This window comes from Acinetobacter sp. IRS14 (assembly GCF_034650275.1).
In the GTDB taxonomy this organism is placed as follows: domain Bacteria; phylum Pseudomonadota; class Gammaproteobacteria; order Pseudomonadales; family Moraxellaceae; genus Acinetobacter; species Acinetobacter oleivorans.
Genome location: NZ_JAOVFN010000032.1, coordinates 1 through 25142 on the forward strand (window position 1 = coordinate 1; position 25142 = coordinate 25142).

Sequence of the window (25142 nt, forward strand, 5' to 3'; positions counted from 1 at the left end):
GATTTGAACCAACGACCTTCGGGTTATGAGCCCGACGAGCTACCAGACTGCTCCACCCCGCAATTGGAAGTAAGCTTTATACGCTTATATATTTCATAAAGCAAACTTTATTTTTTAATCGGTTGTAATTATTGAGAATTATCTTTTTATTAATTTTTCATTTTAACCGTTTGGTCTAAATAACCCTATCAATTTCCAATTTTTAATTCTTTAAATTGTTGTATTTATTTTAAATAGAACCCGATATTCATAGACAGCAATTGCCTTGGTTGGATGGCTTTTATACTATCTAGGTTGGTCCTTTAATGTTTAGTTCGTATGTCTGAACCTCAGTTTTCCCTCAGTGAATATCTCGGCACAGTTCAGGAAGTCATACGTTTGGCTTTTGATGAGCCAGTCTGGGTAAAAGCAGAGATTCGAAATTTAAATATTAAAGGAGGCCATTACTATTTAGAGCTTGCAGAAAAAGATGCAGAGACTGATAAAGTCATTGCCAGTTGTAAAGCTACAATCTGGAAATTTTCAGCCAGTAAAATTGTTTTAAAGTTTGAACGTGAAACTGGCATTGAGATTTCAAGCGACTTAAATGTGCTCATCAAAATTAGAGCGCGTTTTGATCCTCAATATGGATTTTCGGTCAATATTGAAGAGATTGATTCAAGCTTTACCTTAGGTGAAATTGCTAAACGTTATCAGCAAATTATTGAACGCCTCACACAAGAAGGGTTAATTCACAAGAACAAACTCCTCCCTACTCCTTTTGACATTCAAAATGTTTTAGTCATTGCTCCTCAAAATGCTGCGGGCCTAGGTGACTTTAAAAAAGATGCCGATGCTCTAGAGAGAAATGGTGTTTGCCATTTTGTATATCACACCGCTACTTTTCAAGGGAACACCGCTGCAACTAGCTTGATTGAGTCTTTAGGTTCGGGTTTAAGACAATGGGCCAGTACATTTAAATTTCCACCAGACCTTATTGTAATTATTCGCGGTGGCGGATCTGTGAATGATTTGGCTTATTTAAATGATTACGAACTTGCAGCCCTGCTCTGCAAACGCACTGTACCAATTTGGGTTGGTATTGGTCATGAAAAAGACCGTACCATTCTTGATGAAATTGCCCATCGTTCATTCGACACACCAAGTAAAGTGATTGCTGGTATCCGTAACCATATTGTTGAACGCGTACAAGAAGCCGTCGATAGTCTGCAAACTATTAAGCTTCTTTCGCAGCATCAAATCACGACCTATCAAAGCAAGAATGATCAGCTACTTCATCAGATTAAATCTTCGGCGCAAGGTCAACTTAACTCGGCACATCGTCTGCTTGACCAAATGAAAGAGCGTATTCAGTTTAGTTCTCAGCAACAGGTTAAATTTTCATTAACTCAAATTGAATCATTAATGAAAGAAGTCCTTTTACAAAACCCGAAACAAGTTCAAGCAAAAGGCTATGCAATTGTCAGATCCGAAGGAAAAGCGATTCGGTCTATACATCAAATTTCAAACCCTGCCATTGCGATTGAAATGCAAGATGGTGTGATTGAAGCCAACATTACACAGGTAATTCCAAATGAATAATGAAGAGTTAACGTTTAAAGACGGCCATGACATTTTGAAAAAAAATGCCGAACTACTTGAGTCTCAAGAAAGCCCAGATATTGATAATTTAATGAAGATTGTTGAAGAATCGATTACTGCTTATAAAGCGTGTAAATCCCGTATAGAAGCCGTTCAACAAGCTTTAGATGAAACATTTAAAGAATAATTTGCAATAAAAAAAGCCCATTCCTACTTCTCATTGAAGGAATGGGCTTAGTGAAAACCACTTAGTCCTGAAATGCAAAAATGTGGATTAGGTCACATTTTTGCAAAAGCATAGTCCCACAAGTATTGGGCATCTTCAATATTTTAATTGTGTCTATTACGTAGTTTGGCTTTATTTTCAGCACTTCTTAGCTAAAAGCTATTCCTCGCTGAATGCTCCAATCAATTGATAAATCTTGCCGTCTTTAGGGTTTTCATAGAGTAAATCCATGTTAGGCAAAATAATATCATCATCAATTTCAATATGTTCAACGCTTTTGTGAAGTTCAAGGGCATGGTCATTCATAGGTCGAACTTTTGCCAAAGCAATCGTTTCTTGGTTAAACTGATCCTTAATAATTACTTTTAATCTTTTCATAAAAATCTCCTGAAAATTAAATTTTTTAATATAAATAACGAGTTAAGTTTAAAATGAGCTAATCGCTGAATAGCCGATTGGCATAGCAAAAAAAGTTAAAATAAATGCAGCCGTACGTTGTAAATTACGTTGGTTTAACCAAGTTACTTTGTTTGAAATTAATACGGTTCCAAAAGCAATCCATAAAAAAGCAATGGGTGTAATTAATGATAAAAAAACAGCAATATGAATAAAGTATATGTGAAATACTTCCCATGCTGCATGTGGAAAAATAGCAGAAGCAAAGAGTAAAGCTTTAGGATTTAAAAGTGTCGCGACAAATAAAGCCTTAGGCGTAATCAGTGGATTGTCTAATTTGATGTCGTTTGTCGATGTTGTCCAAAGTTTAAATGCAAGGTAGAGAATAAAAGTTGCACTTATTAACTTTAATACAGGTGGAAGCCACGGAATAAAATGTGAAACGGACTCAAGTAAAATACCCCATGAAGTAATTGCAATGAGATAACCCATCACCTCAGCAGGAATAAGTTTAAGAGACTGCTTCACTCCTGCCTGTATTCCAGCAGAGGCTAACAATGTATTTGTTGGGCCTGGAGTCAACAAAATGGTGACCACAAGTCCAATGAACATAAATGACACCATAGGCAACGAACTCTTTAATTATGCTAGGCGAAATATGTCAAAAAGGAGCATCTATTGTCGACAAAATGGTTGTAACAAGAAATATTAAAACTAAATTATTTATTTTTAAAACAAATAATTAACTAAAACTGACCTTAAATTCACTTACGATTTCATCAATTTTAAATATGCAAAACCGATCACACAAATACGGAATAGTGGGCTATTCTTTTTGCCTACAAGGAATGAACTTGAAAATTTATTACTCAAAAAAATAAGCTTTTTTTTAATATTTTTGAGGGTATATAACTCAGTAAATAATAGCTTTCCGCCTCACTTGAAATTTGAAAATTGAACAATATATAAACAACTAGAAATCGTAATTTTACTGAATATGATGTCTCACTCCCCATCAATTCATTGATTGTCGCTTTCATCAAATAAATCAAATGATGGAGGATGCATGATGAATGCTTATGTTCGCCCTCATCCCGATGGCTTTAAATCTTATTTAGGTAAAAATCAGAAAACCGGACTCTATGCTGTGCGGCTTGGTTGGACGGTTTATGAAACAAATGGCAATGGCTCTGTTCTATACATTGTCAAGAATGAAGATAAGATTCCATTAGATGTAGATAAGTTTAAAACTGACCGACCCAAAATTTATGCTGCTCTTCTTAATGAAGTTCAGTTTCAACGCAAGAAACAACTGGCGATTGATCTCCAGCAATCAAATATCCCTTCTTATGACCGTAAAGCCTACAAAAAACGTCGTGGTTTTATAGACTCTTAAACCTATCTATTTATAGTACACATATAGAAAAAGCACCCTCGGGTGCTTTTTCTTTTAACGACCAGTTGTAATTAATACGAACATACTCAGTATTAATGTGCTTAATGATCGTTTGCAATGGATGTGGACTTCATGCTCAGCTCCGTGAGCGTATTGATTAACGTTTTCCATTTCGTGTCCTTCAAAGTTCACATTCCTAATTTGCCTAATATTCACACAATAAGAAATTAGCCAAAAGTATTATATGCAATTAAATTTAACACAATCCTTAAATTTAAATCCCCTATCAATTTCAAAAAATACGAGCATTTAAGCTAAAAGTTGGATGTAACATTCTACTACGAGGTTAATTATGTATTAGCGATTTGTAGACCTTTCATCTCAAACAGCCATGCCTTAAAAATGATCTTCTAAAATAGAAAATATAACGATATTCCATTTTTTAATAATAGTCTTCGATAGGAGAACTCTTATGGAAATTCAACAAGAAACAAACTCAGCTTTATTTTGTGACACCTCCACCTCAGTTCAAGCCTGTATTGAATGTATGATTGCTTGTAAAACGTGCGCAGCTGCATGTTTGCAAGAAGAACATGTTCATATGATGCGAGAGTGTATTAAGCATTGCATGACATGTGTAGAAACCTGCCAACTATGTACATCTTTAGAGTTAAGAAATTCTGAACTGGCTGAACAAGCCATGCAATTGTGCGCCAATGCCTGCCAACTTTGTGCAGCAGAATGCAGCAAACATGAACATGAGCACTGTCAGATCTGTGCTAAAGCATGTTTGGCTTGTGCTCAAGCGTGTTTGGCCTATCGCGCCTAAATTATTAAACATGTAAAGCCTATGCAATCTTTAGATCGTAGGCTTATTAAAATCTATTAAATAACAGAAAATTATATGTTTTTTATTTAAGTCGAGTTAATCGTCACTTTTCTATAGGCATAAAAAAAACCCGCATCTTGGGGAAGAATGCAGGCTCTTAGATCTCCCACAACGACCATGAGTCCATTATTAAACTTGAACTTTAAACCGTTAAGTAAATGTACCTATAAATAAATTAAATTGCAATACAGAATAGTCTGTATGTTTAAAAAATTTTATTATTTCTACATCTTTTTATTTGCTTAAGAACAAATGGTAAAAAAAGACGTCATAAAAAAACTTTCTTAATGGTCTGGTTATCCAATAAATAGCTTTTTACAGGCATTAAAAAAGCCCGTTTCACGGGCTTTTCTGCAACGGTGAGCAATCTAAGATTTGTGTCTATCCATCTCTTACATGCTCTTTGCTAGCTATATGTAAGGTCCTATCGTATCTTTTGCCCTGTCCCAAGTTTCCCTGTGGATCGAGGAGATATTACGATTACCTTAGGTACAGTTATAGCACATTATTTATTCATGGCTAGTCTTGTTCACGTTTTTTTACAAATGAATAAAATACGGTCTAACCTTAATATTTAAGGGTTTTCTACCCCATTTTGATATTGGCGAGCACTATCGCAAATTGGATACCAGTTCACTTTTGAAGACACAAAAGCATGAGAAATGATAGATGTCGATATTTCTTCATTAATTAGCCCTACTCTTAAACGCACTACTTCAGGCTTATCTAAACGTTCACTCCAGATCGGTGAACCACAGGTTTTACAGAACACTCTCTTTTTATTAGGCGATGCAAAATAAGCCTGTAACAGGTTTTCACCCTGCACAAAATTTAAGTCACTTTTTTGTACTTGAGTAATAGCAGCGAAAGCAGCACCTTGGGCTTTTTGGCACTGCGTGCAATGACAAACCATGATGGGTTCTAATTCGGCATTAATGCGCAGTTGAATCCCATTACAAAGACAAGAAGCTGTATAAGCCATGATTTTTCCTTTTTTTATTTTAATGAAACTTAGCTTACACCCACACCTTTTTCAATGTGATCTAAAATGGCACAAGAAGCTTGCTGGTTACCACAGCAATCATCGGCTGAAGCCTGCAGAATATTGACCATTTCTTGGAGATGGGCAATTTTCTGTTTTAATTCGGCAATGTGTTTTACGGTCAAGGCTTTCACCTCTGCACTCTGCCGATCTGTATTTTTCCAAAGTAAAATCAGCTCTTTCATCTGTTCTGATGAAAAACCTAACTCTCTTGCGTGTTTTAAAAAGTTTAAAGTTTTAAGGTCTGTTTCTGAATAAATGCGATAGCCAGAAGCAGAACGCTGAGCTGCTTCAAGTAGACCGATTTCTTCATAGTAGCGAATCATTTTCGCCGAAATGCCCGAATGTTTGGATGCCTGACCGATATTCATCTCACACCTCAAATATTAAATTTGGTTTAAGACCTGCTGTCATGATCTTAAACCAAAAGTTGATTTTCAGCACCCTTACTGTACGGGCGCATGAAAACGTTTTAAGCGTAATGCATTGCCTAAAACAAAAACCGAAGAAAGTGCCATCGCACCTGCTGCAAACATCGGTGAAAGTAATACACCAAATGCTGGATAAAGCGCACCTGCTGCAATTGGAATTAAAGCAACGTTATATACAAATGCCCAGAACAAGTTTTGACGTATGTTTCGCATGGTTGCTTTACTTAATGCAATTGCGTTCGGTACGCCTTTTAAACTACCAGACATCAACACAACATCGGCAGCTTCAATGGCAACATCTGTTCCTGTACCAATGGCTAAGCCAACATCTGCTTGCGCCAAGGCTGGAGCATCGTTAATACCATCGCCTACAAAGGCCAAACGACCATATTGTTTTTGCAGTTGGCGAACTGTATCAACTTTGCCTTCGGGTAAAACCTCTGCCACAACTTCATCAATGTTCAGCTTTTTAGCAATCGCTTGCGCCGTATGACGGTTATCTCCTGTAATCATGGCAACCTTGAGACCTAATTGATGCAAGGCCTCAATCGCAGCATAGGTTGTTTCTTTAATTGGATCCGCCACGGCAATAATTGCAGCAAGTTGTTGGTCGATAGCGACATATAGCGGTGTTTTACCTTCTTCTCCTAATTGAGCCGCAATCGCTTGGAATGAGTTGGTGTCTAAACCAAGTTGGTGCATATAACGGTCTGCACCAATTTGTACTTTTTGGCCTGAAACTTCCGCCTCAATACCTGAACCGGTAATCGAGTTAAATGCTGTTACGGGTAATAAGTTTAAGCCTTCGCTTTCTGCTGCTTGAACAATCGCGAGGGCAATTGGGTGTTCAGACTTGGCTTCGACTGAAGCAACTAAAGTTAGCACTTGTTCACGTTCAAAACCTGATTGCACATTAAAGTCTGTCAGTGTCGGTTTACCCTCGGTCAGTGTGCCCGTTTTATCAACGGCAACGACCTGCGCTTCTTGCAAAAGCTGCAAAGCTTCACCTTTACGGAACAAGGCACCTAACTCAGCACCACGTCCAGTACCGACCATAATAGAAGTTGGTGTTGCAAGCCCCATCGCACAAGGACAAGCAATAATCAGTACTGCAACAGCATTCACCAAACCAAAAGTCAGCGCAGGCTCTGGTCCCCAAACAAACCAAACCAAGAAAGTGATTGCAGCAATTAGCATGACAGCCGGTACAAACCACATGGTGACTTTATCAACTAAACCCTGAATCGGAAGTTTAGAACCTTGAGCTTGTTCAACCATGCGAATAATTTGTGAAAGTACAGATGAGCTCCCCACTGAGGTTGCCCGAATGTTTAGAGTACCGTTCTGGTTGACTGTACCACCGACCACCTGATGTCCTACTATTTTTTCAACAGGAACAGGTTCACCCGTAATCATAGATTCATCAATGTAGCTATGCCCTTCAATCACTTCACCATCGACAGGTACACGTTCACCCGGACGAATTTCTACAATAGTTCCACTGACCACGTCGGCAACAGCAACTTCCACCACTTGACCGTCACGCTGAATACGAGCAGTTTTTGGCTGCATTCCCACTAAATGTTGAATCGCTTGTGAAGTACGCCCTTTAGCTTTAGCTTCAAAATATCGTCCGAGCAAAATTAAACTGACAATAACAGCAGCCGCTTCAAAGTAAACATTGACCGTGCCTTGGGGTAATACGTGTGGCATAAAGGTGGCCACAACTGAAAAGCTATAGGCTGCTAAGGTTCCAACAGCAACCAGCGAGTTCATATCTGGCGCTAAGCGCCATAAGGCTGGAATACCTTTTTGATAAAAACGGCGACCAGGGAAAATGAGTACTAAGGTGGTCAAAACAAACTGTAAAAGCCAGCTATTGTATTGACCAATCGTGTGCATGACCCACATGTGAAAAGCTGGAATGAGATGTGAACCCATTTCCAAAATAAACACAGGTAAAGCCAATACAATCGAAATGATCAAATCTTTTTTAAGCTGACCTAACTCTGAGGCTTTTTTATCGAGCTGCTCATCTTGATTTTTTTCAGATGCTTTTGCGTCGTAACCTGCTTTTTTAACAGCGCGAATTAAGTCTTCGACATTGACCGATGCATCTGCTTGTACCCAAGCCTGCTCTGTTGCTAAGTTGACTGTGGCTTCTTGAACGCCGTCTACTTTTTTAAGGGCTTTTTCAACACGTGCAACACAAGATGCACAGGTCATGCCCTCAATAGACAACTCCACTGGCACAGCTTTTGGAACATCATAACCTGCTCGTTCAACTGCTTTAACCAGGGCTTCACGGTGGATCGGTTGATTTGAATAAACAACGGCTTTTTCTGTTGCCAAATTAACGTTGGCAATCTCTACATTTTCAACTTTCTTAAGTGCTTTTTCGACACGACCTACACATGAGGCACAGGTCATACCCTCTATTGAGAGCGTTTCACTATATGCTGGCAATTTTGTGTTTTTTGAGTCCATCAAACACCTCTGCAAATCTGCAAAATTTAATAATCTGTATTGAGCATACAGATTCCCATCATGGGAAGGTCAAGCATATTTTTTTTAAAATTTGGTCTTGACCTTACAATCATGACAAGGTTTAGACTCAGTGTTATCCAAACAAATATCTCATTCTTGATGGAGTATGAACATGAAACTACTTATTGAAAATATGACTTGTGGTGGCTGCGCTCGTGGCGTGACTGCAACGATTCAAGATATCGACCCAAATGCAAAAGTAGATGTAGATTTAGCGACCAAAATCGTGACTGTTGAAAGCAGTGAAAGCGTCGATAAAATTACTGAAGCACTTGAAGAAGATGGTTTCCCAGCTCAAGTGCAATAATGAATAAGGCCTAACATTTAAAGTTAGGCCTTTATTTTTGAGCGTGTTGATATTGACTCAAAGCTGAAATTTTTTAATTCGATAGTCTAGTGCTGCCCGAGTTAGTCCCAATAAGCGTGCCGCTTCAGACACATTATGATTTGCCTTTTTTAAAGCCGTTAAAATTAACTGCTTTTCGTGTTCTTCTAAATTAAACTCTGCCTGTAATAATTGCTCAAAGTCAGTTTTAACAGCTACAGCCTGCTCTGGGTCATGCTTGATCTGTGGAAAAATGGCATTTAACTTAATCAGTTGCTGATCGTCCGTTAATAAAACCGCCCTTTCTAATAAGTTTTCCAACTCACGAATATTTCCCGGCCATTCATATTGCTGCATAAAAACTTTGATCTTTTCACTTACACCCTGAATGGTTTTACCGTACATTTTTTCAAAGCGATGAAGAAAGTGTTCAACCAATAAAGGAATATCTTCACGGCGCTCCCGCAAAGGCGGAATCTGCACTGGGAAAATATTTAAGCGATAAAATAAATCTGCCCGAAATCGCCCTGTTTTTACAGCCTGCTCAAGATCGTCATTGGTTGCTGTAATTACACGGACATCTAAAATACGAGTTTGTGAGTCTCCAACTCGCTCAAATTCACCTTCTTGCAAAATGCGTAATAGTGCTGCTTGTGCACGAGGTGAAAGTTCAATCACTTCGTCTAAAAAAATAGTACCGCCATTGGCTCGTTCAAACTTACCCAAGCGAGACTGATGCGCTCCTGTATAAGCACCTTTTTCTACGCCAAATAATTCGGACTCAATTAACTCTGGTGGAATCGCTGCACAATTTACCGCGATAAAAGGCTGGTCTTTTCTTTGGCTATTTTCATGGACACCTCGTGCAAAAGCTTCTTTACCAACGCCGGTTTCGCCTTGTAGTAAAATAGAAACTTTCGAACCTGCCGCCTTTGTTAATAATGCACAGACCTGTTTATAAGATGCTGACTTACCCACAGAACTAAATAATTGGTAATCAGCTTCACTGTCACTGTAAATTGATTTTTTAAGCTCAAAAAGTTCAGCCTGCAACGCAATCAGTTCTTTTTCCATAGGTTCGGGTGACATGAACTGAATCAGCTCATCTGCATTTTCCCACTCTTCTAAAGGCTTCCCGATAATACGGCAATGCTCGTGGCCACACGCTTTACACTCTATTTCTTGATAAATAATGGTCATGCCCGTCGCAAAACTACTGTAGCCGCATGCATAACCCAAAAGCATCCAGCACGCAGGTTCATCACTTGGACCAAAATGCTCTAAATGCACATCGGCTTCAAAAGAGTTAAGCCAATTTAAATCGGCATAAAACTGTTTTTTATCGTGGCTTAAATTGAGCTGGTTGGCCTGTACTTGCACCATGCCACGAATGGCGTGCATTTGTGGGCCTGCCATAAAAGCATCGTGTTCATTTAAATCGGGACGCATTTTTGTTGTAACTTCTGCATCTTTTAACCCAGCTTGATACCCCAATCGAATAAAAAAACGCTTAGTTCGTTCAAGTCCAATCATGTGCGCTAAATCTTTACGCAAATATCCCATAATGCTGGTGTGTAAAAGCAGCATCCGATATTCATCAAACCAGATTTGGCCGTGGGCAGTATCAAAGTGCAGTTTAGACAGCAAATCGTGAATTTCTTGCGGATGATCTGCGTATCGTCCCGTTGTATCGTATTTTACTCGAGCCATGAGTGATCTGTTTTAATCCATTAAACACATTTGGGTGTTATCTCATCTTATCGAAGAACACGATAAATGTCCTAGTACCTTAAAGACATAACTTCATACTAAAAAAGTATTTCTAAATCTCTCCTTTTTAAAGCCTCAAACATTCTAAAAAGAAATTTCTACGACCCTCTTCATCAAATCATGAATATCTCTATTTCACTATTCAAAAAAATTCATGAAATAGTGAATTTTAAAAATGCCTTACTTTCCATAAAAATCTTAATTAATTGTTTTTAATAATAAAAACAAAGTTGGCATAGCTTTTGTAAAGCTTATAGCGAGAGCAAGGAGCATTCATCAATTTCAAGACCATGTCTTGATGGAGTACAGCATGACGCAACCTCAAGTCGAAGTATTAACCAAATATATCCGGGTCACTGGCGACTTAAACGCAGAGTTTATCGAATTCAATTTTGCCATTCACGACCCAAGTCTATTTGTGGAACTGGTTTTGCCTAAACATGCATTTAATGATTTTTGTAAGACCAATCAAGTAGTTGAAATGACTCAAGAGCAACAAGCTTTTAATGATGCTCAAGAAGAAAAATGGCGCTATGGCATTGAAGAAACCTTAGTCGGCACGCAACGTAATAGCAACGATCACGATGATCAGATGTAAAAATATAAGGAGATAAAGCCATGACTTTAGAAATCAAAACGTCAAATGTCGAACCTATCCGCCAGAACTACGCCTATATCGAAAGACGATTTGGTAGTAAGCCAGCAACTCGATATCAAGAAGTCAGTTTTGATGTACAGGCAGAAACTAACTTTCACTATCGTCCTATGTGGAAACCTGAAAAAACCTTAAATGACAAAACCCATACTGCCCTGCAAATGCAAGACTGGTATGCATTTAAAGATCCACGCCAATTCTATTATGGAACTTATGTTCAACATCGTGCACGTTTGCAGGACACAGCCGAAAGTAATTTTGCTTTTTTTGAAAAACGTCAGCTTGCAGAACACTTGTCTGATGAAGTCAAAGCTAAGGTCATTGAGTGCCTATTGCCATTTCGCCACGTTGAACAAACTGCAAACTTACACATGATGTCTGGCAGTGCCTATGGTTACGGCACCGTGCTTACCCAAGCTTGTATTTATGCCGCAATGGATCATTTAGGTATAGCGCAGTACATCTCACGGATTGGCTTAGCTTTAGATGGCAACAGCGGCGACTCACTACAGCAGGCAAAACAGGCTTGGATGCAACATCCTGCATGGCAAGGCTTACGCCGTCTGTGTGAAGAAAGCCTCACCGAGCAAGACTACTTCAAACTTTTCTTATTACAAAATCTTGTGATTGATGGCTTTGTGACAGAGCTTGTCTATCAACAGTTTGATCAGTGGTTAGTCACTCAAAATGCTCGCGATTTAGCCATGTTGACCGAGTTTATGAAAGACACTTTAGGTGATTTACGTAAGTGGGCAGACACCGTCATTAAAACTGCGGCAGCAGAATCCGATCATAACAAACAGCTATTAAATGAATGGTTCACTCAGTCTTTAACTCAAGTAAAAGCAGCTTTTACGCCGTGGGCAACAGCAGCCTTAACAGCAGATGCAGTTGATCAAGCAGAACAAGCCGTTATTGAACGTGCAAAAAAACTCGGCCTACAACCACTTACAAATGCTTAAGGAGAAGCAACATGTCTAAAGTCTATCTCGCATTACAAGACAACGATACTTCACGCTATATCCTCGAAGCGATTGAACAAGATAACCCTGAAGCGTCAATTCAATATTTACCCGCCATGATCCGAATTGAAAGTGAAACTGATTTGGTCATTAAAGCCGAAACCGTATCTGAAAAACTAGGCCAAGATTGGGACATCCAGTCGTTACAACTCAACATGATTACGCTAGGTGGCAATGTCGAAGAAGATGACGATACTTTCCGCCTTCACTGGAACTAATCACAACATAGATGTTGTTTAACAAAGATTTAAGGATGATTAATCATGACAACTCAAACGAAAGAAACCAGCAAAAAATTAAATGCGAAAGATCGTTACCGTGCATTAACCCGTGATCTGGACTGGGACTTTTCATATGCTGACCGTAAAGAAGCCTTTCCTTATGAAGAGTTTGAAGGCATCAAAATTACTGACTGGTCTAAATGGGAAGATCCGTTTCGTTTGACCATGGATTCATACTGGAAATATCAGGCAGAAAAAGAGAAAAAACTTTATGCCATTTTTGATGCCTTTGCTCAAAACAATGGTCAGATGAATGTCAGCAATGAACGCTACCTAAATGCCATCAAACTCTTTTTAACGGCAGTTACCCCACTTGAATATCAGGCTTATCAAGGCTATGCCCACGTAGGCCGCCAGTTTAGTGGTATTGGAGCACGTATTGCTTCTCAGATGCAGTCGATTGATGAGCTGCGCCATGTACAGACCCAAATTCATGCCATGAGCCATTACAACAAGTTCTTTGATGGTTTTCAGGACTGGGCGCATATGCATGACCGCGTTTGGTATTTGTCTGTGCCTAAATCATTTTTTGAAGATGCCCGTTCTGCTGGCCCTTTCGAGTTTTTATTAGCCATTAGTTTTGCTTTTGAGTATGTACTTACTAATTTACTGTTTGTGCCGTTTATGTCGGGTGCAGCTTATAACGGCGATATGGCAACCGTAACCTTTGGTTTTAGCGCACAGTCAGATGAAGCGCGCCACATGACGCTTGGTCTTGAAATCGTGAAATTCTTGCTCGAACAGCATGAAGACAATGTGCCGATTGTGCAGGAATGGATTGATAAATGGTTCTGGCGTGGGACGCGTTTGCTTTCAATTGTAGGCATGATGATGGATTACATGCTGCCAAACAAAGTGATGTCGTGGAAAGAAGCTTGGGAAGTTTATTTTGAACAGGCAGGCGGTGCGCTATTTAAAGATTTGAGCCGTTATGGCATTCGTATGCCGAAATATAGCGATGTCATTGTGAAAGAAAAAGAGCATGTCTCACATCAGGCATGGTGGATTTTCTATAACTTTGGTCATGCTGCCGGTTTCCATACTTGGATTCCAACCGACGAAGAAATGGATTGGTTATCGGCTAAATATCCAGACACTTTCGATAAATACTACCGTCCAAAATGGGAGCTGGCTCGCAAAATGGAAGCCGAAGGTAAACGCTTCTACAGCGCAGGTTTACCACAGCTTTGTCAGGTTTGTCAGATTCCAATGACCTTTACCGAAATGGGCGATGATCCGACTCAGTTTAGTTATCGCCATAGCATCTACCAAGGCGAACGCTACCACACCTGCTCAGATGGCTGTCATGACATTTTCGAGCGTGAGCCTGAGAAATATATACAAGCATGGCTCCCTGTAAATCAAATTTTGCAAGGCAACTGTGGTGGCGGTGACCTTGAAACTATGCTCCGCGATTATTACCGCATGAATGTCGGTGCCGACAATCTGGATATTGAAGGTTCACCAGACCAACAGCGCTGGAAAAAATGGAAAGGTAACGCAGCTTAAGCACAAGGAATTATTCAGGCAGTGATCAAGCTGCCTGATAGAAAATAAGGAGATTGAACATGACTGTTCGCGCGATACACAACAACTATCAATTTGAACCACTTGATCTGCAAAAAAATTATGGCGATCAATTCTTACTTTACGTGGGTTGGGATCATCACACACTTTTTTGCTCGGCACATGCCATGCTTGCCTCGCCTCAACAAACTTTGGGACAGTTGATTGAGCAACAAATTACAGGTGGTTTTGCCCAACATCCAGATTTTGCCAAAATTGATTGGTCAAAAGTGCAATACATCTTAGATGGTCAAACAATTAGTCCTAAGAGTACAAAAACTTTGGCAGAGCTTGGTTTTGGGCATAAGTCATTACTTCGTTTCGTTACGCCAGAATTAAATGGCTATAACGACAGCTACGTTTAATTCGGAGGTGTGTCATGAGTTATCAAGTCACCATTGAACCGATCGGAACAACGATTGAAGTAGAAGAAGACCAAACCATTTTAGATGCCGCTTTACGCCAAGGCGTTTGGTTACCCTTTGCCTGTGGTCATGGCACTTGCGGGACATGTAAGGTTCAAGTCACCGACGGTTTTTACGATGTTGGTGAAGCCTCGCCATTTGCGCTCATGGATATTGAACGTGATGAAAATAAGGTACTTGCCTGCTGCTGCAAACCACAATCCGACATGGTCATTGAAGCCGATGTCGATGAAGACCCAGATTTCTTAGGTCATTTGGTTCAAGACTACCAAGCGACCGTAATTGAAATAAAAGACCTGTCGCCGACCATTAAAGGAATCCGTCTACAACTAGATCGCCCAATCGAGTTCCAAGCTGGTCAATATATCAATGTCCAGTTCCCAGATATTGAAGGAACTCGAGCGTTTTCAATTGCCAATTCACCAAGTGAAGTGGGCATTGTTGAGTTGCATATTCGTAAAGTTGAAGGCGGTGCAGCGACGACTTATGTACATGAACAACTTGCCACAGGTGATCAGCTTGATATTTCAGGCCCTTATGGTCAATTTTTCGTACGCAAGTCAGATGATCAAAATGCCATTTTCATTGCAGGTGGTTCAGGTCTTTCAAGTCCACAATCGATGATTTTAGATTTGCTTAAGTCTGGAGATAGTCGCACCATTTACCTCTTCCAAGGAGCACGAGACTTGGCAGAGCTATACAACCGAGATTTGTTTGAACAGCTTGTAAAAGACTATCCGAACTTCCGCTATATCCCTGCTCTCAATGCACCAAAAGTAGAAGATCAATGGACTGGATTTACCGGATTCGTACACGAGGCTGTTGCCGATTACTTTGAAAATCGATGTGGTGGACACAAAGCGTATTTGTGCGGTCCACCAATCATGATCGACTCGGCAATTTCGACACTGATGCAAAGCCGCTTATTCGAACGAGACATTCATACTGAACGTTTCTTAAGTGCAGCCGATGGTGCTGCTGGACAATCGCGTTCAGCTTTATTCAAACATATTTAAAGATAAACCTTTAATCACTCCGCTTTTTCAAATGAGCTTTGTATTTGTAATTTAGAAAGCAAATACAAGGCTCACAGGAGTTCTGCATTCAAAATTTACAGGTTAAACAGACTTAAGTTTTTAAAGACCGTTAAGGAATAACGTTTTTTTAGTGACAAGCCAAACAACACAGAATAGGACATTCTATGAATAACAAAATTGCTGCAATCATATGTGGTGTAATCAGCGCCCTTTACCTTCCCTCTGCATTTGCGACAGAAAATGGCTCAGACTCTTTTGCATTAGGTGCCGAAGGTATGATGGCGGGTGCCCTACCACCTGCTGGGGTCTATCTACTCAGTTATTATCAAAATTACCACGCATCAGATTTTCAAAATGGTCCCGACCAGTTCCATGTTGATGTCAACGCTGTGGTTCCGCGGTTGGTCTGGATGACCGATCAAAAAATTATGGATGGACAACTCGGGTTTTATGCAGCCCAGCCCTTGGTCGATCTACGGCTTAAAGTAAATGGAATGGCTGACTCAAACCAAGGTCTCGGAGACTTGATTTTGGGTGGTATGCTCGGCTGGCATCAAGGAAATCATCACTGGATTGCAGCCCTAGAAACCGTACTTGGGACAGGTCAATACGACACTCCAAGTACGACACATCCAATTGAAGCCAATCTCGGGAAAAACTATCACACCATTCGACCTATTCTTGCCTATAGTTATGCCAACGCAGCAGGTTTAGACCTTTCAACTAAACTGTCTTATAGCTGGAATACACGTAACGACGCGACCGACTATAAGTCTGGACAATACATTGCGGGTGACTATAGCTTAGGTTACCGCATTAACCCCAAACTCAAAGTTGCAGTTGAAGGCTATGCTTTTAAACAAACTACAGATGACAAAGTAAACGGAAGTGACATTGGGTTTAAAGGACAAGCTTTTGCAATTGGGCCAGGCATTCAATATGCCGATAAGAACTGGTCTATCGAAGCCAAATTTCTAAAAGAAACCGAAGTCGAATATCGTCCCGAAGGCCACACCAGCTGGCTAAAACTGATTTGGGCTTTCTAGAACCATTTAACGCATAGCTTCAACTTTTGAGGCTATGCCCTGCTTTATTTAAAAATCGATACCGTCTGAATCATCTATCGGATTCTGATCGAGCGTGAAAACGGTGCGTTTATATGGAATACCCTCTAAATCATAAACTTGATAAATACAATCAAATAAAAGCTGTAAGTCTTCACTTCGGTCCATTGCACGAGCAGTAATAAAAATCGGACTGACTGCGCCGTTATCTAAAATCGGAATGTAGTTTAAATGAGGAAAGCGAATAGTATCGGCACTGGCAGGAATAATACACAAACCTTCACCCGCTGCCACCAAACCCAAAGCCAGCTGAATTTCCCGTATTTCATGCATATTTTTTGGAACCAAACTATGCTCGGCAAAAATATTTAAAAGCTGGGTCGAAAAATTAGGTTTCGGCGAAGTGGGATACATAAACATCTTTTCATCAATGAGATCGGCCAAATATACCCCTTCTGTACGCTGAGCAATCGGATGACTCGTATGCGCAGCAACCACCAAGCGTTCTTTACGTAGCAAAATACGTCTTACCGCAGGATCACTAATTCTTAAACGTCCAAACCCAACATCAATACGTCCTTCTTTTAATGCCTGTAGTTGCTCAGTCGTACTTAACTCCATCAATTGAATATTCAAATGCGGTTGCTGTTGCCGAAATAAATAAATGATTCGCGGCAGTAAACCATAGAGTAAAGACCCGACAAAACCAATCGTCACACTACGTTCAATGAGACCAATACGTTTGGTCATACTTTTTATTTCTTCAGCATTCGACAAAAGTTTAAGGGCGTGCTGATAAAAGAAATGTCCAGCTGGGGTTGTCTGTAAAGGACGGCTTCCGCGCTCAAACAGTTGAATTCCAAGCTCACTTTCCAAATTTTGAATCTGTCGACTCAAAGGTGGTTGAGCAATAAATAGTTTTTCCGCGGCTTTTGTAAAGCTCTGCTCTTCAACAACAGCCACAAAATACCGTAAATGTCTTAGTTCCACAAGGCTTCCATACCTTTAAGATATAAAAAAATGCAAATTCAGTCTTAGACACAGTTTAACCATTCTTTTAAGGTATATACAAGCAACAAACCGATGAAGTGATGAATTGCTTTGTGAAAAAGCCTTCTTGCCAATCTTCCAGTGATTCATCTTCATCAATTCACGGTTAAACACCCAGCGCACTCATGCGCTTCATTGACAATATTAGGATATCAAGACCTTGTAGATCGTAGCTAAGGCCTTGGTGACTTCCACACTTTTGGAAAGTCGGAGAACGGACATGCCACGTATTCCTGTAATCAATACTAGCCATCTTGACCGTATTGATGAATTACTTGTAGATAATATCGATACAGGTGAATTTAAACTTCATCGCTCAGTATTTACTGACGAAGCCCTATTTGACCTCGAAATGAAATATATCTTCGAAGGTAATTGGGTTTACTTAGCACACGAAAGTCAAATTCCGAATAATAATGACTACTACACCACTCACATTGGTCGTCAGCCGGTCATTATTGCCCGCAACCGTAACGGCGAACTCAATGCCATGATCAATGCGTGTTCACACCGCGGAGCACAACTTTGCCGTCACAAGCGTGGTAACAAAGCAACATATACTTGCCCTTTCCACGGCTGGACGTTTAACAACTCAGGTAAATTACTCAAGGTTAAAGATCCAAGTGAAGCCGGTTACTCAGACTGCTTTAACCAAGAAGGCTCACACGACCTTAAAAAAGTGGCTCGTTTTGAGAGCTACAAAGGTTTCTTATTTGGTAGCTTAAATCCCGATGTTCCTTCGCTTGAAGAATTCTTAGGTGAAACCACCAAAATCATCGACATGATTGTTGACCAGTCTGAACATGGTTTGGAAGTTTTACGTGGTTCATCTACCTATACCTATGAAGGCAACTGGAAACTCACCGCTGAAAATGGTGCCGATGGTTACCACGTTTCTGCTGTGCACTGGAACTACGCAGCAACGACTCAACACCGTAAAGAAACTCAAGCTGCCGATAACATCCGTGCGATGAGTGCAGGTTCTTGGGGTAAACAAGGCGGTGGCTCATATGGCTTTGAAAATGGTCACATGTTGCTTTGGACACAATGGGCAAACCCAGAAGACCGTCCAAACTTCCCGAAAGCAGACGAATACACCGAAAAATACGGTGAAGCGATGTCGAAATGGATGATTGAGCGTTCACGTAATCTTTGTCTCTATCCAAACGTTTATTTGATGGATCAGTTCGGTTCGCAAATTCGTGTACTTCGCCCACTTTCGGTTAATAGAACTGAAGTCACTATTTACTGTATCGCACCTAAAGGCGAAGCACCCGAAGCTCGTGCACGTCGTATCCGTCAATATGAAGATTTCTTTAATGCTTCAGGTATGGCAACACCAGACGATTTAGAAGAATTCCGTGCTTGCCAGGCAGGCTACGCAGGTATTGCCCTTGAGTGGAATGACATGTGCCGCGGTTCAAAACACTGGATTTATGGACCAGACGATGCAGCGAATGAAATCGGTTTAAAACCAATGTTAAGTGGTATCAAAACTGAAGATGAAGGCTTATATCTTGCCCAACATCAATATTGGTTACACACCATGAAACACGCGATTGCATCAGAGAAAGAAATTGCTGATCAGGGAGAAACAGCATGAGTGCTCAAGACAAAGCAACTTTAGAAAATATTGCTCAGTTTCTCTATCGTGAAGCTCGTTTTTTAGATGATGAACAATGGGAAGATTGGATTGAATGCTATGCACCCGAAGCTTCTTTCTGGATGCCAGCTTGGGATGACGACGATAGATTAACTGAAGATCCGCAATCTGAAATTTCACTTATTTATTATCCAGATCGTCAAGGTTTAGAAGATCGTGTGTTCCGTATTAAAACCGAGCGCTCATCTGCAACCATGCCAGACACACGCACAAGCCACAATATTGCCAACGTTGAAGTTGTTGAGCGCGATGGCGACAAAGTTACTGTTCGCTTTAACTGGAATACTTTGAGTTTCCGTTACAAGACAAATTACAGCTATTTCGGTATGTCACGTTATGTGATCGATTTTTCAGGTGATCAACCAAAAATCTTGAGCAAATATGTCGTTTTGAAAAATGACTACATCAATCAAGTCATTGATATCTACCACCTTTAAGACATACCCCCTCAGTTAAACGGACTGTTGGCTGAGGGTAAAAGTTTCAAATATTTTGTAGGATACATGCCATGTCAAACCACAATGTTGCACTTCAATTTGAAGATGGTGTTACACGTTTTATTAACGTAGCTCAAGGCGAAACCCTATCTGACGCAGCCTATCGCCAAAAAATTAATATTCCTTTGGATTGCCGTGATGGTGCATGTGGAACTTGCCGCGCATTTTGCGAGTCCGGTCGTTATGACATGCCAGAAGAAACCTATATTGAAGATGCATTAACACCAGAAGAAGCTGAGCAAGGTTATATTCTTGCTTGCCAATGTCGCCCAACCTCAGATGCTGTATTTCAAATTCAAGCCTCGTCAGATGTCTGCAAAACAGCAATTCATAGCTTCCAAGGTACATTAGCCCGCGTTGAAAACTTATCAGACTCAACGATCACATTTGATATTCAACTTGATGAAGGTCAACCCGATATTCATTTCCTTGCAGGTCAATACGTCAACGTTGCGATTCCAGAAACTGGTGAAACACGTTCATATTCATTTAGCTCAAAACCGGGCAATCGCTTAACGGGCTTTGTGGTCCGTAACGTACCGAACGGCAAAATGAGTGAATTCTTAAGCAAAAATGCCCAAGCTGGCGACAAAATGACATTTACTGGTCCATTCGGTAGCTTCTATTTACGTAATGTAGCGCGTCCAGTGCTGATGCTCGCAGGCGGTACTGGCATTGCTCCCTTTATGTCGATGTTACAAGTGCTTGAAGAAAAAGGTTCAGAACAGCCTGTTCGTTTAGTCTTTGGTGTAACCAATGACTTTGATTTGGTTGCTTTAGAAAAACTCAATGAGTTGCAGGCAAAATTCCCATGGTTTGAATATCGAACTGTAGTCGCAAGCCCTGAGAGCAATCATGAACGCAAAGGCTATGTCACTGGTCATATTGAAAGTGACTGGTTAAACGGTGGCGACGTCGATGTTTATCTATGTGGACCTGTTCCAATGGTAGAAGCGGTACGTGGTTGGTTAGAAACTGAAAATATCAAACCTGCTAATTTCTTGTTTGAAAAATTCTCTGCGAACTAATTCAAGGTGGAGAAGTTATCTATGTCAAACCGTCAAAGATTTACCGATAAAGTCGTGATTGTTACAGGTAGTGCCCAAGGTATTGGTCGTGATGTAGCACTGCAAGTTGCAGCTGAAGGCGGCCAAGTCATCATGGCTGACCGCTCTGAATATGTTGAAGACGTTCTCAAAGAAATTCAGAGCACAGGTGGCGATGCTGTTACGATTAATGCTGACCTTGAAACCTATGCAGGTGCGCAAGCAGTAGTCGCAAAAGCCATCGAACATTATGGTCGGGTAGATATCCTGATTAATAACGTAGGCGGCGCGATCTGGATGAAACCTTTTGAAGAGTTTTCCGAAGAAGAGATCATTAAGGAAGTGAATCGCTCATTGTTTCCAACGTTATGGTGTTGCCGCGCCGTGTTACCTGCCATGATTAAGCAACAAGCAGGTGTTATTGTAAATGTATCTTCAATTGCAACCCGTGGTATTAACCGTATTCCCTACTCGGCATCTAAAGGTGGTGTAAATGCGCTAACCGCATCGCTTGCTTTTGAACATGCCAAAGACGGAATTCGAGTCAATGCTGTTGCGACTGGTGGAACTGAAGCACCACCTCGGAAAGTACCACGCAATGCTAATCCGTTAAGTCAAAATGAAAAAGACTGGATGCAGCAAGTGGTTGATCAAACCATAGATCGAACATTTATGGGCCGTTATGGCACAATTCAAGAACAAGTCAATGCAATTTTATTTCTTGCATCAGACGAAGCATCCTATATGACCGGATCGGTTATTTCGGTCGGAGGTGGAGATCAGGGTTAACCCTGATCTTTTTACATGATTGGGTAAATAACATGATTTGCATGGAGGCAATCACACATGGCAACCCTGTTCAAGACATTAAAAAATGACTGGTCCATATCAGCAACAGTTGCTGGCTTTCTCGCGGTTTTAATTTCTTACTCAGGCCCACTGATTATTTTTTTCCAAGCTGCTCAGCGCGCCCATGTGTCCACCGACATGATGGTGTCATGGATTTGGGGAATCTCAATTGGTGCCGCCGTTTCAGGTATTTATCTTTCTATTAAATATAAAACGCCTGTCATCACTGCGTGGTCTGCACCGGGTACGGCCTTGTTAGTTACTCTATTTCCAAACGTCTCGTTGAATGAAGCGGTAGCCGCCTATATTACTTCTGCCATCGTTATTTTTTTAATTGGCGTTACAGGTTACTTCGACAAGTTACTTAAATGGATTCCTCAAGATGTCGCTGCTGGAATGATGGCTGGTATTCTTTTTCAATTTGGTATTGGTCTATTTACCGCGTCTGATAGCATGCCTTTTATTGTCTTTAGCATGCTTATTGTCTTTTTAATTGCCAAACGTTTAATGCCGCGCTACACCATGATTTGGGTGTTAACTGCTGGAGTTTTATTAAGCCTCATTTTAGGCAAAATGAATCCGGTTGATGTGAGTTTTAGTTTAGCTATTCCGCAGTGGATTAGCCCAGAATGGACATGGAATTCAACACTAAACCTCGCCGTTCCTCTCATTTTAGTCAGCCTAACCGGCCAATTTTTACCAGGTATAGCGATTATGAAACTCAGCGGTTACGACACCCCAGCCAAACCCATTATTACTGTAACCAGTATTGCCTCTTTAGCTGTTGCCTGTGTCGGCGGTATTACAATTGTACTTGCCTCAATTACCGCAGCTTTATGTATGGGAAAAGATGCACATGAACTGAAAGAAAAACGCTACATCGCAGGAATTGCCAACGGAATTTTTTATATTTTAGGAGGCTTATTTGCTGGCAGTATTGTCATGCTATTTAGCTTACTTCCTAAAGAGTTGGTGGCAGCACTGGCAGGTTTAGCTTTGCTAGGTGCTATTGCCACCAATATTTCTGTTGCCATGAAAAATGACAGTCAACGTGATGCTGCACTTATTACCTTTTTAGCCACAGCATCGGGCATGCATTTTCTTGGATTAAGCTCAGTTTTTTGGGGTATTTGTATTGGTGTAATCGCCCATTTCATTCTCACACCACGCTCAACGCCAGCCACAAATTAAGTTTTTTATCTAAGCACCCGCCACTAAAATAAAACCTCAATCGCCAAATCAGGATGCAAATAATTTGCTAATTCTGATTTGGCGTTTTTATTAAATATAAATTAAATTTCATTTTTAAGATGAATCTCTAAAATAATTAAATAATAGACTTTAGTATTTTGTTTTTATATTTTCACTTCAATTCATAATATAAATTCAACGATATTTTTAAGAGTGATTATTATCAATAAAATCTATAAAAAAACATCTATAAAATCCTTAAAATTCTCACAATACAATATTTAACCCTATTTTAAAGATACAACAAAGTTAGCTAAAAAAATAAAAATAAAAATATATTTTTCAAATAATTAAAACAATAAAAGCACAATACCTTAAAGACATAAAGATATATCAATTAGGTTTTTGACTCTAATCCAATAACAAAATAGTTTATTAAAAAATAACGCGATGCTTCACAAATTGGAGGTGAAGAAAATGGATATGAGCAAGGTAAATATTAATGAGTTAATTGATAAGGCCAGTTTTACATCTTTTCATTGGAAAGTTTTAATCTGGTGCTTACTTATTATTATTTTTGATGGATATGATTTAGTTATTTATGGGGTTGCTCTTCCTCTGTTAATGCAACAATGGTCATTAACTGCGGTAGAAGCTGGGTTACTCGCCAGTGCTGCTCTATTCGGGATGATGTTCGGTGCCATGATTTTCGGCACACTTTCAGACAAACTGGGACGTAAAAAAACCATCCTGATTTGTGTCACCTTATTCAGCGGATTTACCTTTATTGGTGCCTTTGCCAAAGGACCAACTGAGTTTGCTATTTTGCGCTTTATTGCAGGCCTTGGGATTGGTGGCGTTATGCCAAACGTCGTTGCGCTTATGACCGAATACGCACCCAAAAAAATCCGCAGTACATTAGTGGCAATCATGTTTAGTGGCTATGCAATTGGCGGCATGACATCAGCGCTACTTGGTGCATGGCTCGTGAAAGACATGGGCTGGCAAATCATGTTTTTAATTGCGGGTATTCCCCTGTTATTGCTCCCACTCATTTGGAAATTTTTGCCAGAGTCTCTCACCTTTTTAGTGAAATCAAACCATAGCGAGCAGGCAAAAAGTATTGTTAGTAAAATTGCACCTCAAACTCAGGTAAACGCCAATACACAACTGGTGTTAAACGAAAGCACAACAACAGATGCACCTGTGCGTGCACTTTTCCAACAAGGCCGTACTTTCAGCACATTTATGTTCTGGATTGCTTTCTTTATGTGCTTACTCATGGTGTATGCCTTAGGAAGCTGGTTACCTAAACTCATGCTGCAAGCGGGCTACTCATTAGGTGCGAGCATGTTATTCCTCTTTGCACTCAATATTGGCGGCATGGTCGGTGCAATTGGTGGCGGTGCTTTAGCAGACAGATTCCATTTAAAACCTGTTATTACGATCATGTTTATTGTGGGATCAGCAGCTTTAATTCTGCTTGGCATTAATAGTCCACAATTTATTTTATATAGCCTGATTGCGATTGCTGGCGCTGCCACAATTGGTTCGCAAATCTTACTCTACACTTTTGTTGCTCAGTTCTATCCGACAGCACTTCGTTCAACTGGTATGGGCTGGGCATCTGGCATTGGTCGTATCGGTGCGATTATTGGACCAGTTTTAACAGGAGCCCTTCTCACACTTGAGCTTCCTCACCAAATGAATTTCTTAGCGATTGCAATTCCGGGTGTGATTGCTGCACTTGCAATATTTATGGTCAATCTAAAAGCCTCTGTTGCTGCACAAACACCATCAACTTTTAACCCTCAAAATACAATTACCCAGCAGTAAATATAAATGCGCCGAGGACTGGCGCATCTTTTTGGAAATGGATTATGGAATTATTACACCGCTTTAAGCCATGTGCTTTAACTTTCGCGACTTTAGTGTTGATGTGTGGCAATTCATGCGCTGCAAATCCAAATCAGCAGCCCGAAGATGAATGGAAATTCACTTTAAAAAATGCCTATATCAACCGTAATTTTGATAATGATGCACTCAAAGACACCGGCAGCTGGTCTCAGGCAGCATCTTTATTTTATAAATCGAAAATGCATGACACGCCACTGCAAATTGCAGACAAGCCTATAACCATTGGTGCCGATGCTTCTGTTCAATACGCTGTGCGCTTAAGTTCAGACAAACATG

The 25142-nt window shown here is 40.3% G+C and carries 24 protein-coding genes and 3 pseudogenes; 19 read left to right on the forward strand and 8 right to left on the reverse strand.

Annotated features, from left to right (window positions below; all coding sequences use genetic code 11):
* The first annotated feature begins 318 nt into the window (after positions 1-318).
* Positions 319-1581, forward strand: a complete 1263-nt coding sequence (xseA, locus tag ODQ17_RS17905) for an exodeoxyribonuclease VII large subunit (protein ID WP_199942419.1) — start codon at positions 319-321, stop codon at positions 1579-1581.
* Complete coding sequence (xseB, locus tag ODQ17_RS17910) at positions 1574-1768, forward strand: exodeoxyribonuclease VII small subunit (protein WP_004793582.1); 195 nt, start codon at positions 1574-1576, stop codon at positions 1766-1768. Before xseA ends, xseB begins: the two co-directional genes overlap by 8 nt.
* Positions 1769-1966: 198 nt before the next feature.
* Here the strand turns inward: xseB and ODQ17_RS17915 are convergent, their stop codons facing one another.
* Both ODQ17_RS17915 and ODQ17_RS17920 read right to left on the reverse strand, forming a co-directional pair.
* Positions 1967-2185 carry a hypothetical protein gene (locus tag ODQ17_RS17915; RefSeq protein WP_004793583.1) on the reverse strand — a complete coding sequence of 73 codons (219 nt, stop codon included), beginning with the start codon at positions 2183-2185 and terminating at the stop codon, positions 1967-1969.
* Positions 2186-2233: 48 nt separating this feature from the next.
* Entirely contained in the window at positions 2234-2827 is a 594-nt protein-coding gene (locus ODQ17_RS17920; RefSeq protein WP_322905368.1) for a LysE family translocator, read from the reverse strand.
* Positions 2828-3269: 442 nt separating this feature from the next.
* Here ODQ17_RS17920 and ODQ17_RS17925 point away from each other — a divergent pair, with 442 nt between their 5' ends.
* Both ODQ17_RS17925 and ODQ17_RS17930 read left to right on the forward strand, forming a co-directional pair.
* Positions 3270-3599, forward strand: a complete 330-nt coding sequence (locus tag ODQ17_RS17925) for a hypothetical protein (RefSeq protein WP_004793585.1) — start codon at positions 3270-3272, stop codon at positions 3597-3599.
* Between the two features lie 472 nt (positions 3600-4071).
* Positions 4072-4428 (forward strand): four-helix bundle copper-binding protein, encoded by a 357-nt coding sequence (locus ODQ17_RS17930; protein ID WP_005303648.1) that lies wholly within the window; start codon positions 4072-4074, stop codon positions 4426-4428.
* A gap of 634 nt (positions 4429-5062) precedes the next feature.
* Here the strand turns inward: ODQ17_RS17930 and ODQ17_RS17935 are convergent.
* The 3 genes from ODQ17_RS17935 to ODQ17_RS17945 form a co-directional block, all read right to left on the reverse strand.
* The gene (locus ODQ17_RS17935) at positions 5063-5470 is read right to left on the reverse strand and encodes a GFA family protein (protein ID WP_322905370.1); all 408 of its coding nucleotides are present in this window, start codon (positions 5468-5470) and stop codon (positions 5063-5065) included.
* Between the two features lie 29 nt (positions 5471-5499).
* A complete protein-coding gene (cueR, locus tag ODQ17_RS17940) occupies positions 5500-5901 on the reverse strand; it encodes a Cu(I)-responsive transcriptional regulator (RefSeq protein WP_144733691.1) in 402 nt (133 codons plus the stop codon).
* Positions 5902-5976: 75 nt separating this feature from the next.
* Entirely contained in the window at positions 5977-8448 is a 2472-nt protein-coding gene (locus ODQ17_RS17945; protein ID WP_322905372.1) for a heavy metal translocating P-type ATPase, read from the reverse strand.
* 166 nt (positions 8449-8614) lie between these two features.
* On the opposite strand from ODQ17_RS17945, the gene ODQ17_RS17950 reads away from it, so the two are divergent.
* Positions 8615-8815, forward strand: a complete 201-nt coding sequence (locus tag ODQ17_RS17950; protein WP_077162564.1) for a heavy-metal-associated domain-containing protein — start codon at positions 8615-8617, stop codon at positions 8813-8815.
* A 57-nt stretch (positions 8816-8872) separates the two neighbouring features.
* Here the strand turns inward: ODQ17_RS17950 and mobR are convergent, their stop codons facing one another.
* Positions 8873-10543 carry a phenol degradation transcriptional regulator MobR gene (gene mobR / locus ODQ17_RS17955; protein WP_322905374.1) on the reverse strand — a complete coding sequence of 557 codons (1671 nt, stop codon included), beginning with the start codon at positions 10541-10543 and terminating at the stop codon, positions 8873-8875.
* Positions 10544-10913: 370 nt separating this feature from the next.
* Between mobR and ODQ17_RS17965 the strand changes: the two genes are divergently transcribed.
* From ODQ17_RS17965 to ODQ17_RS17995, 7 genes are all read left to right on the forward strand, one after another.
* A complete protein-coding gene (locus ODQ17_RS17965; RefSeq protein WP_322905376.1) occupies positions 10914-11201 on the forward strand; it encodes a phenol hydroxylase subunit in 288 nt (95 codons plus the stop codon).
* A 20-nt stretch (positions 11202-11221) separates the two neighbouring features.
* Complete coding sequence (locus ODQ17_RS17970) at positions 11222-12220, forward strand: aromatic/alkene monooxygenase hydroxylase subunit beta (RefSeq protein ID WP_322905378.1); 999 nt, start codon at positions 11222-11224, stop codon at positions 12218-12220.
* An 11-nt stretch (positions 12221-12231) separates the two neighbouring features.
* Positions 12232-12498 carry an MmoB/DmpM family protein gene (locus ODQ17_RS17975; protein WP_322905380.1) on the forward strand — a complete coding sequence of 89 codons (267 nt, stop codon included), beginning with the start codon at positions 12232-12234 and terminating at the stop codon, positions 12496-12498.
* A gap of 45 nt (positions 12499-12543) precedes the next feature.
* The gene (locus tag ODQ17_RS17980; RefSeq protein ID WP_151744609.1) at positions 12544-14070 is read left to right on the forward strand and encodes an aromatic/alkene/methane monooxygenase hydroxylase/oxygenase subunit alpha; all 1527 of its coding nucleotides are present in this window, start codon (positions 12544-12546) and stop codon (positions 14068-14070) included.
* Positions 14071-14129: 59 nt separating this feature from the next.
* Complete coding sequence (locus ODQ17_RS17985) at positions 14130-14492, forward strand: phenol hydroxylase subunit P4 (RefSeq protein ID WP_322905382.1); 363 nt, start codon at positions 14130-14132, stop codon at positions 14490-14492.
* Between the two features lie 14 nt (positions 14493-14506).
* Positions 14507-15568: an NADH:ubiquinone reductase (Na(+)-transporting) subunit F gene (locus tag ODQ17_RS17990; protein WP_322905385.1), complete on the forward strand. Its 1062-nt coding sequence runs from the start codon at positions 14507-14509 to the stop codon at positions 15566-15568.
* Positions 15569-15753: 185 nt separating this feature from the next.
* Complete coding sequence (locus ODQ17_RS17995; protein WP_322905387.1) at positions 15754-16635, forward strand: SphA family protein; 882 nt, start codon at positions 15754-15756, stop codon at positions 16633-16635.
* 48 nt (positions 16636-16683) lie between these two features.
* Here the strand turns inward: ODQ17_RS17995 and ODQ17_RS18000 are convergent, their stop codons facing one another.
* Together ODQ17_RS18000 and ODQ17_RS18005 are read right to left on the reverse strand one after the other, a co-directional pair.
* Positions 16684-17643 carry a LysR family transcriptional regulator gene (locus ODQ17_RS18000; protein WP_004702719.1) on the reverse strand — a complete coding sequence of 320 codons (960 nt, stop codon included), beginning with the start codon at positions 17641-17643 and terminating at the stop codon, positions 16684-16686.
* Between the two features lie 44 nt (positions 17644-17687).
* Positions 17688-17817 (reverse strand): annotated as a pseudogene (locus ODQ17_RS18005) (hypothetical protein).
* Positions 17818-17923: 106 nt separating this feature from the next.
* On the opposite strand from ODQ17_RS18005, the gene benA reads away from it, so the two are divergent.
* From benA to ODQ17_RS18040, 7 genes and pseudogenes are all read left to right on the forward strand, one after another.
* Entirely contained in the window at positions 17924-19306 is a 1383-nt protein-coding gene (benA, locus tag ODQ17_RS18010) for a benzoate 1,2-dioxygenase large subunit (RefSeq protein ID WP_004793610.1), read from the forward strand.
* Positions 19303-19822: pseudogene (gene benB, locus ODQ17_RS18015) on the forward strand (benzoate 1,2-dioxygenase small subunit). The gene benA and the pseudogene benB overlap by 4 nt, the downstream one beginning before the upstream one ends.
* Positions 19823-19874: 52 nt before the next feature.
* On the forward strand, positions 19875-20891 hold the full coding sequence (gene benC, locus ODQ17_RS18020) for a benzoate 1,2-dioxygenase electron transfer component BenC (RefSeq protein ID WP_068527950.1): 1017 nt from the start codon (positions 19875-19877) through the stop codon (positions 20889-20891).
* Positions 20892-20912: 21 nt separating this feature from the next.
* A complete protein-coding gene (locus ODQ17_RS18025; RefSeq protein WP_322905389.1) occupies positions 20913-21698 on the forward strand; it encodes a 1,6-dihydroxycyclohexa-2,4-diene-1-carboxylate dehydrogenase in 786 nt (261 codons plus the stop codon).
* A gap of 57 nt (positions 21699-21755) precedes the next feature.
* Entirely contained in the window at positions 21756-22949 is a 1194-nt protein-coding gene (gene benE / locus ODQ17_RS18030) for a benzoate/H(+) symporter BenE (RefSeq protein ID WP_322905391.1), read from the forward strand.
* A gap of 477 nt (positions 22950-23426) precedes the next feature.
* On the forward strand, positions 23427-24785 hold the full coding sequence (locus ODQ17_RS18035; protein ID WP_322905393.1) for an aromatic acid/H+ symport family MFS transporter: 1359 nt from the start codon (positions 23427-23429) through the stop codon (positions 24783-24785).
* 44 nt (positions 24786-24829) lie between these two features.
* A pseudogene (locus ODQ17_RS18040) lies at positions 24830-25142 on the forward strand (OprD family outer membrane porin); the annotation flags it as partial.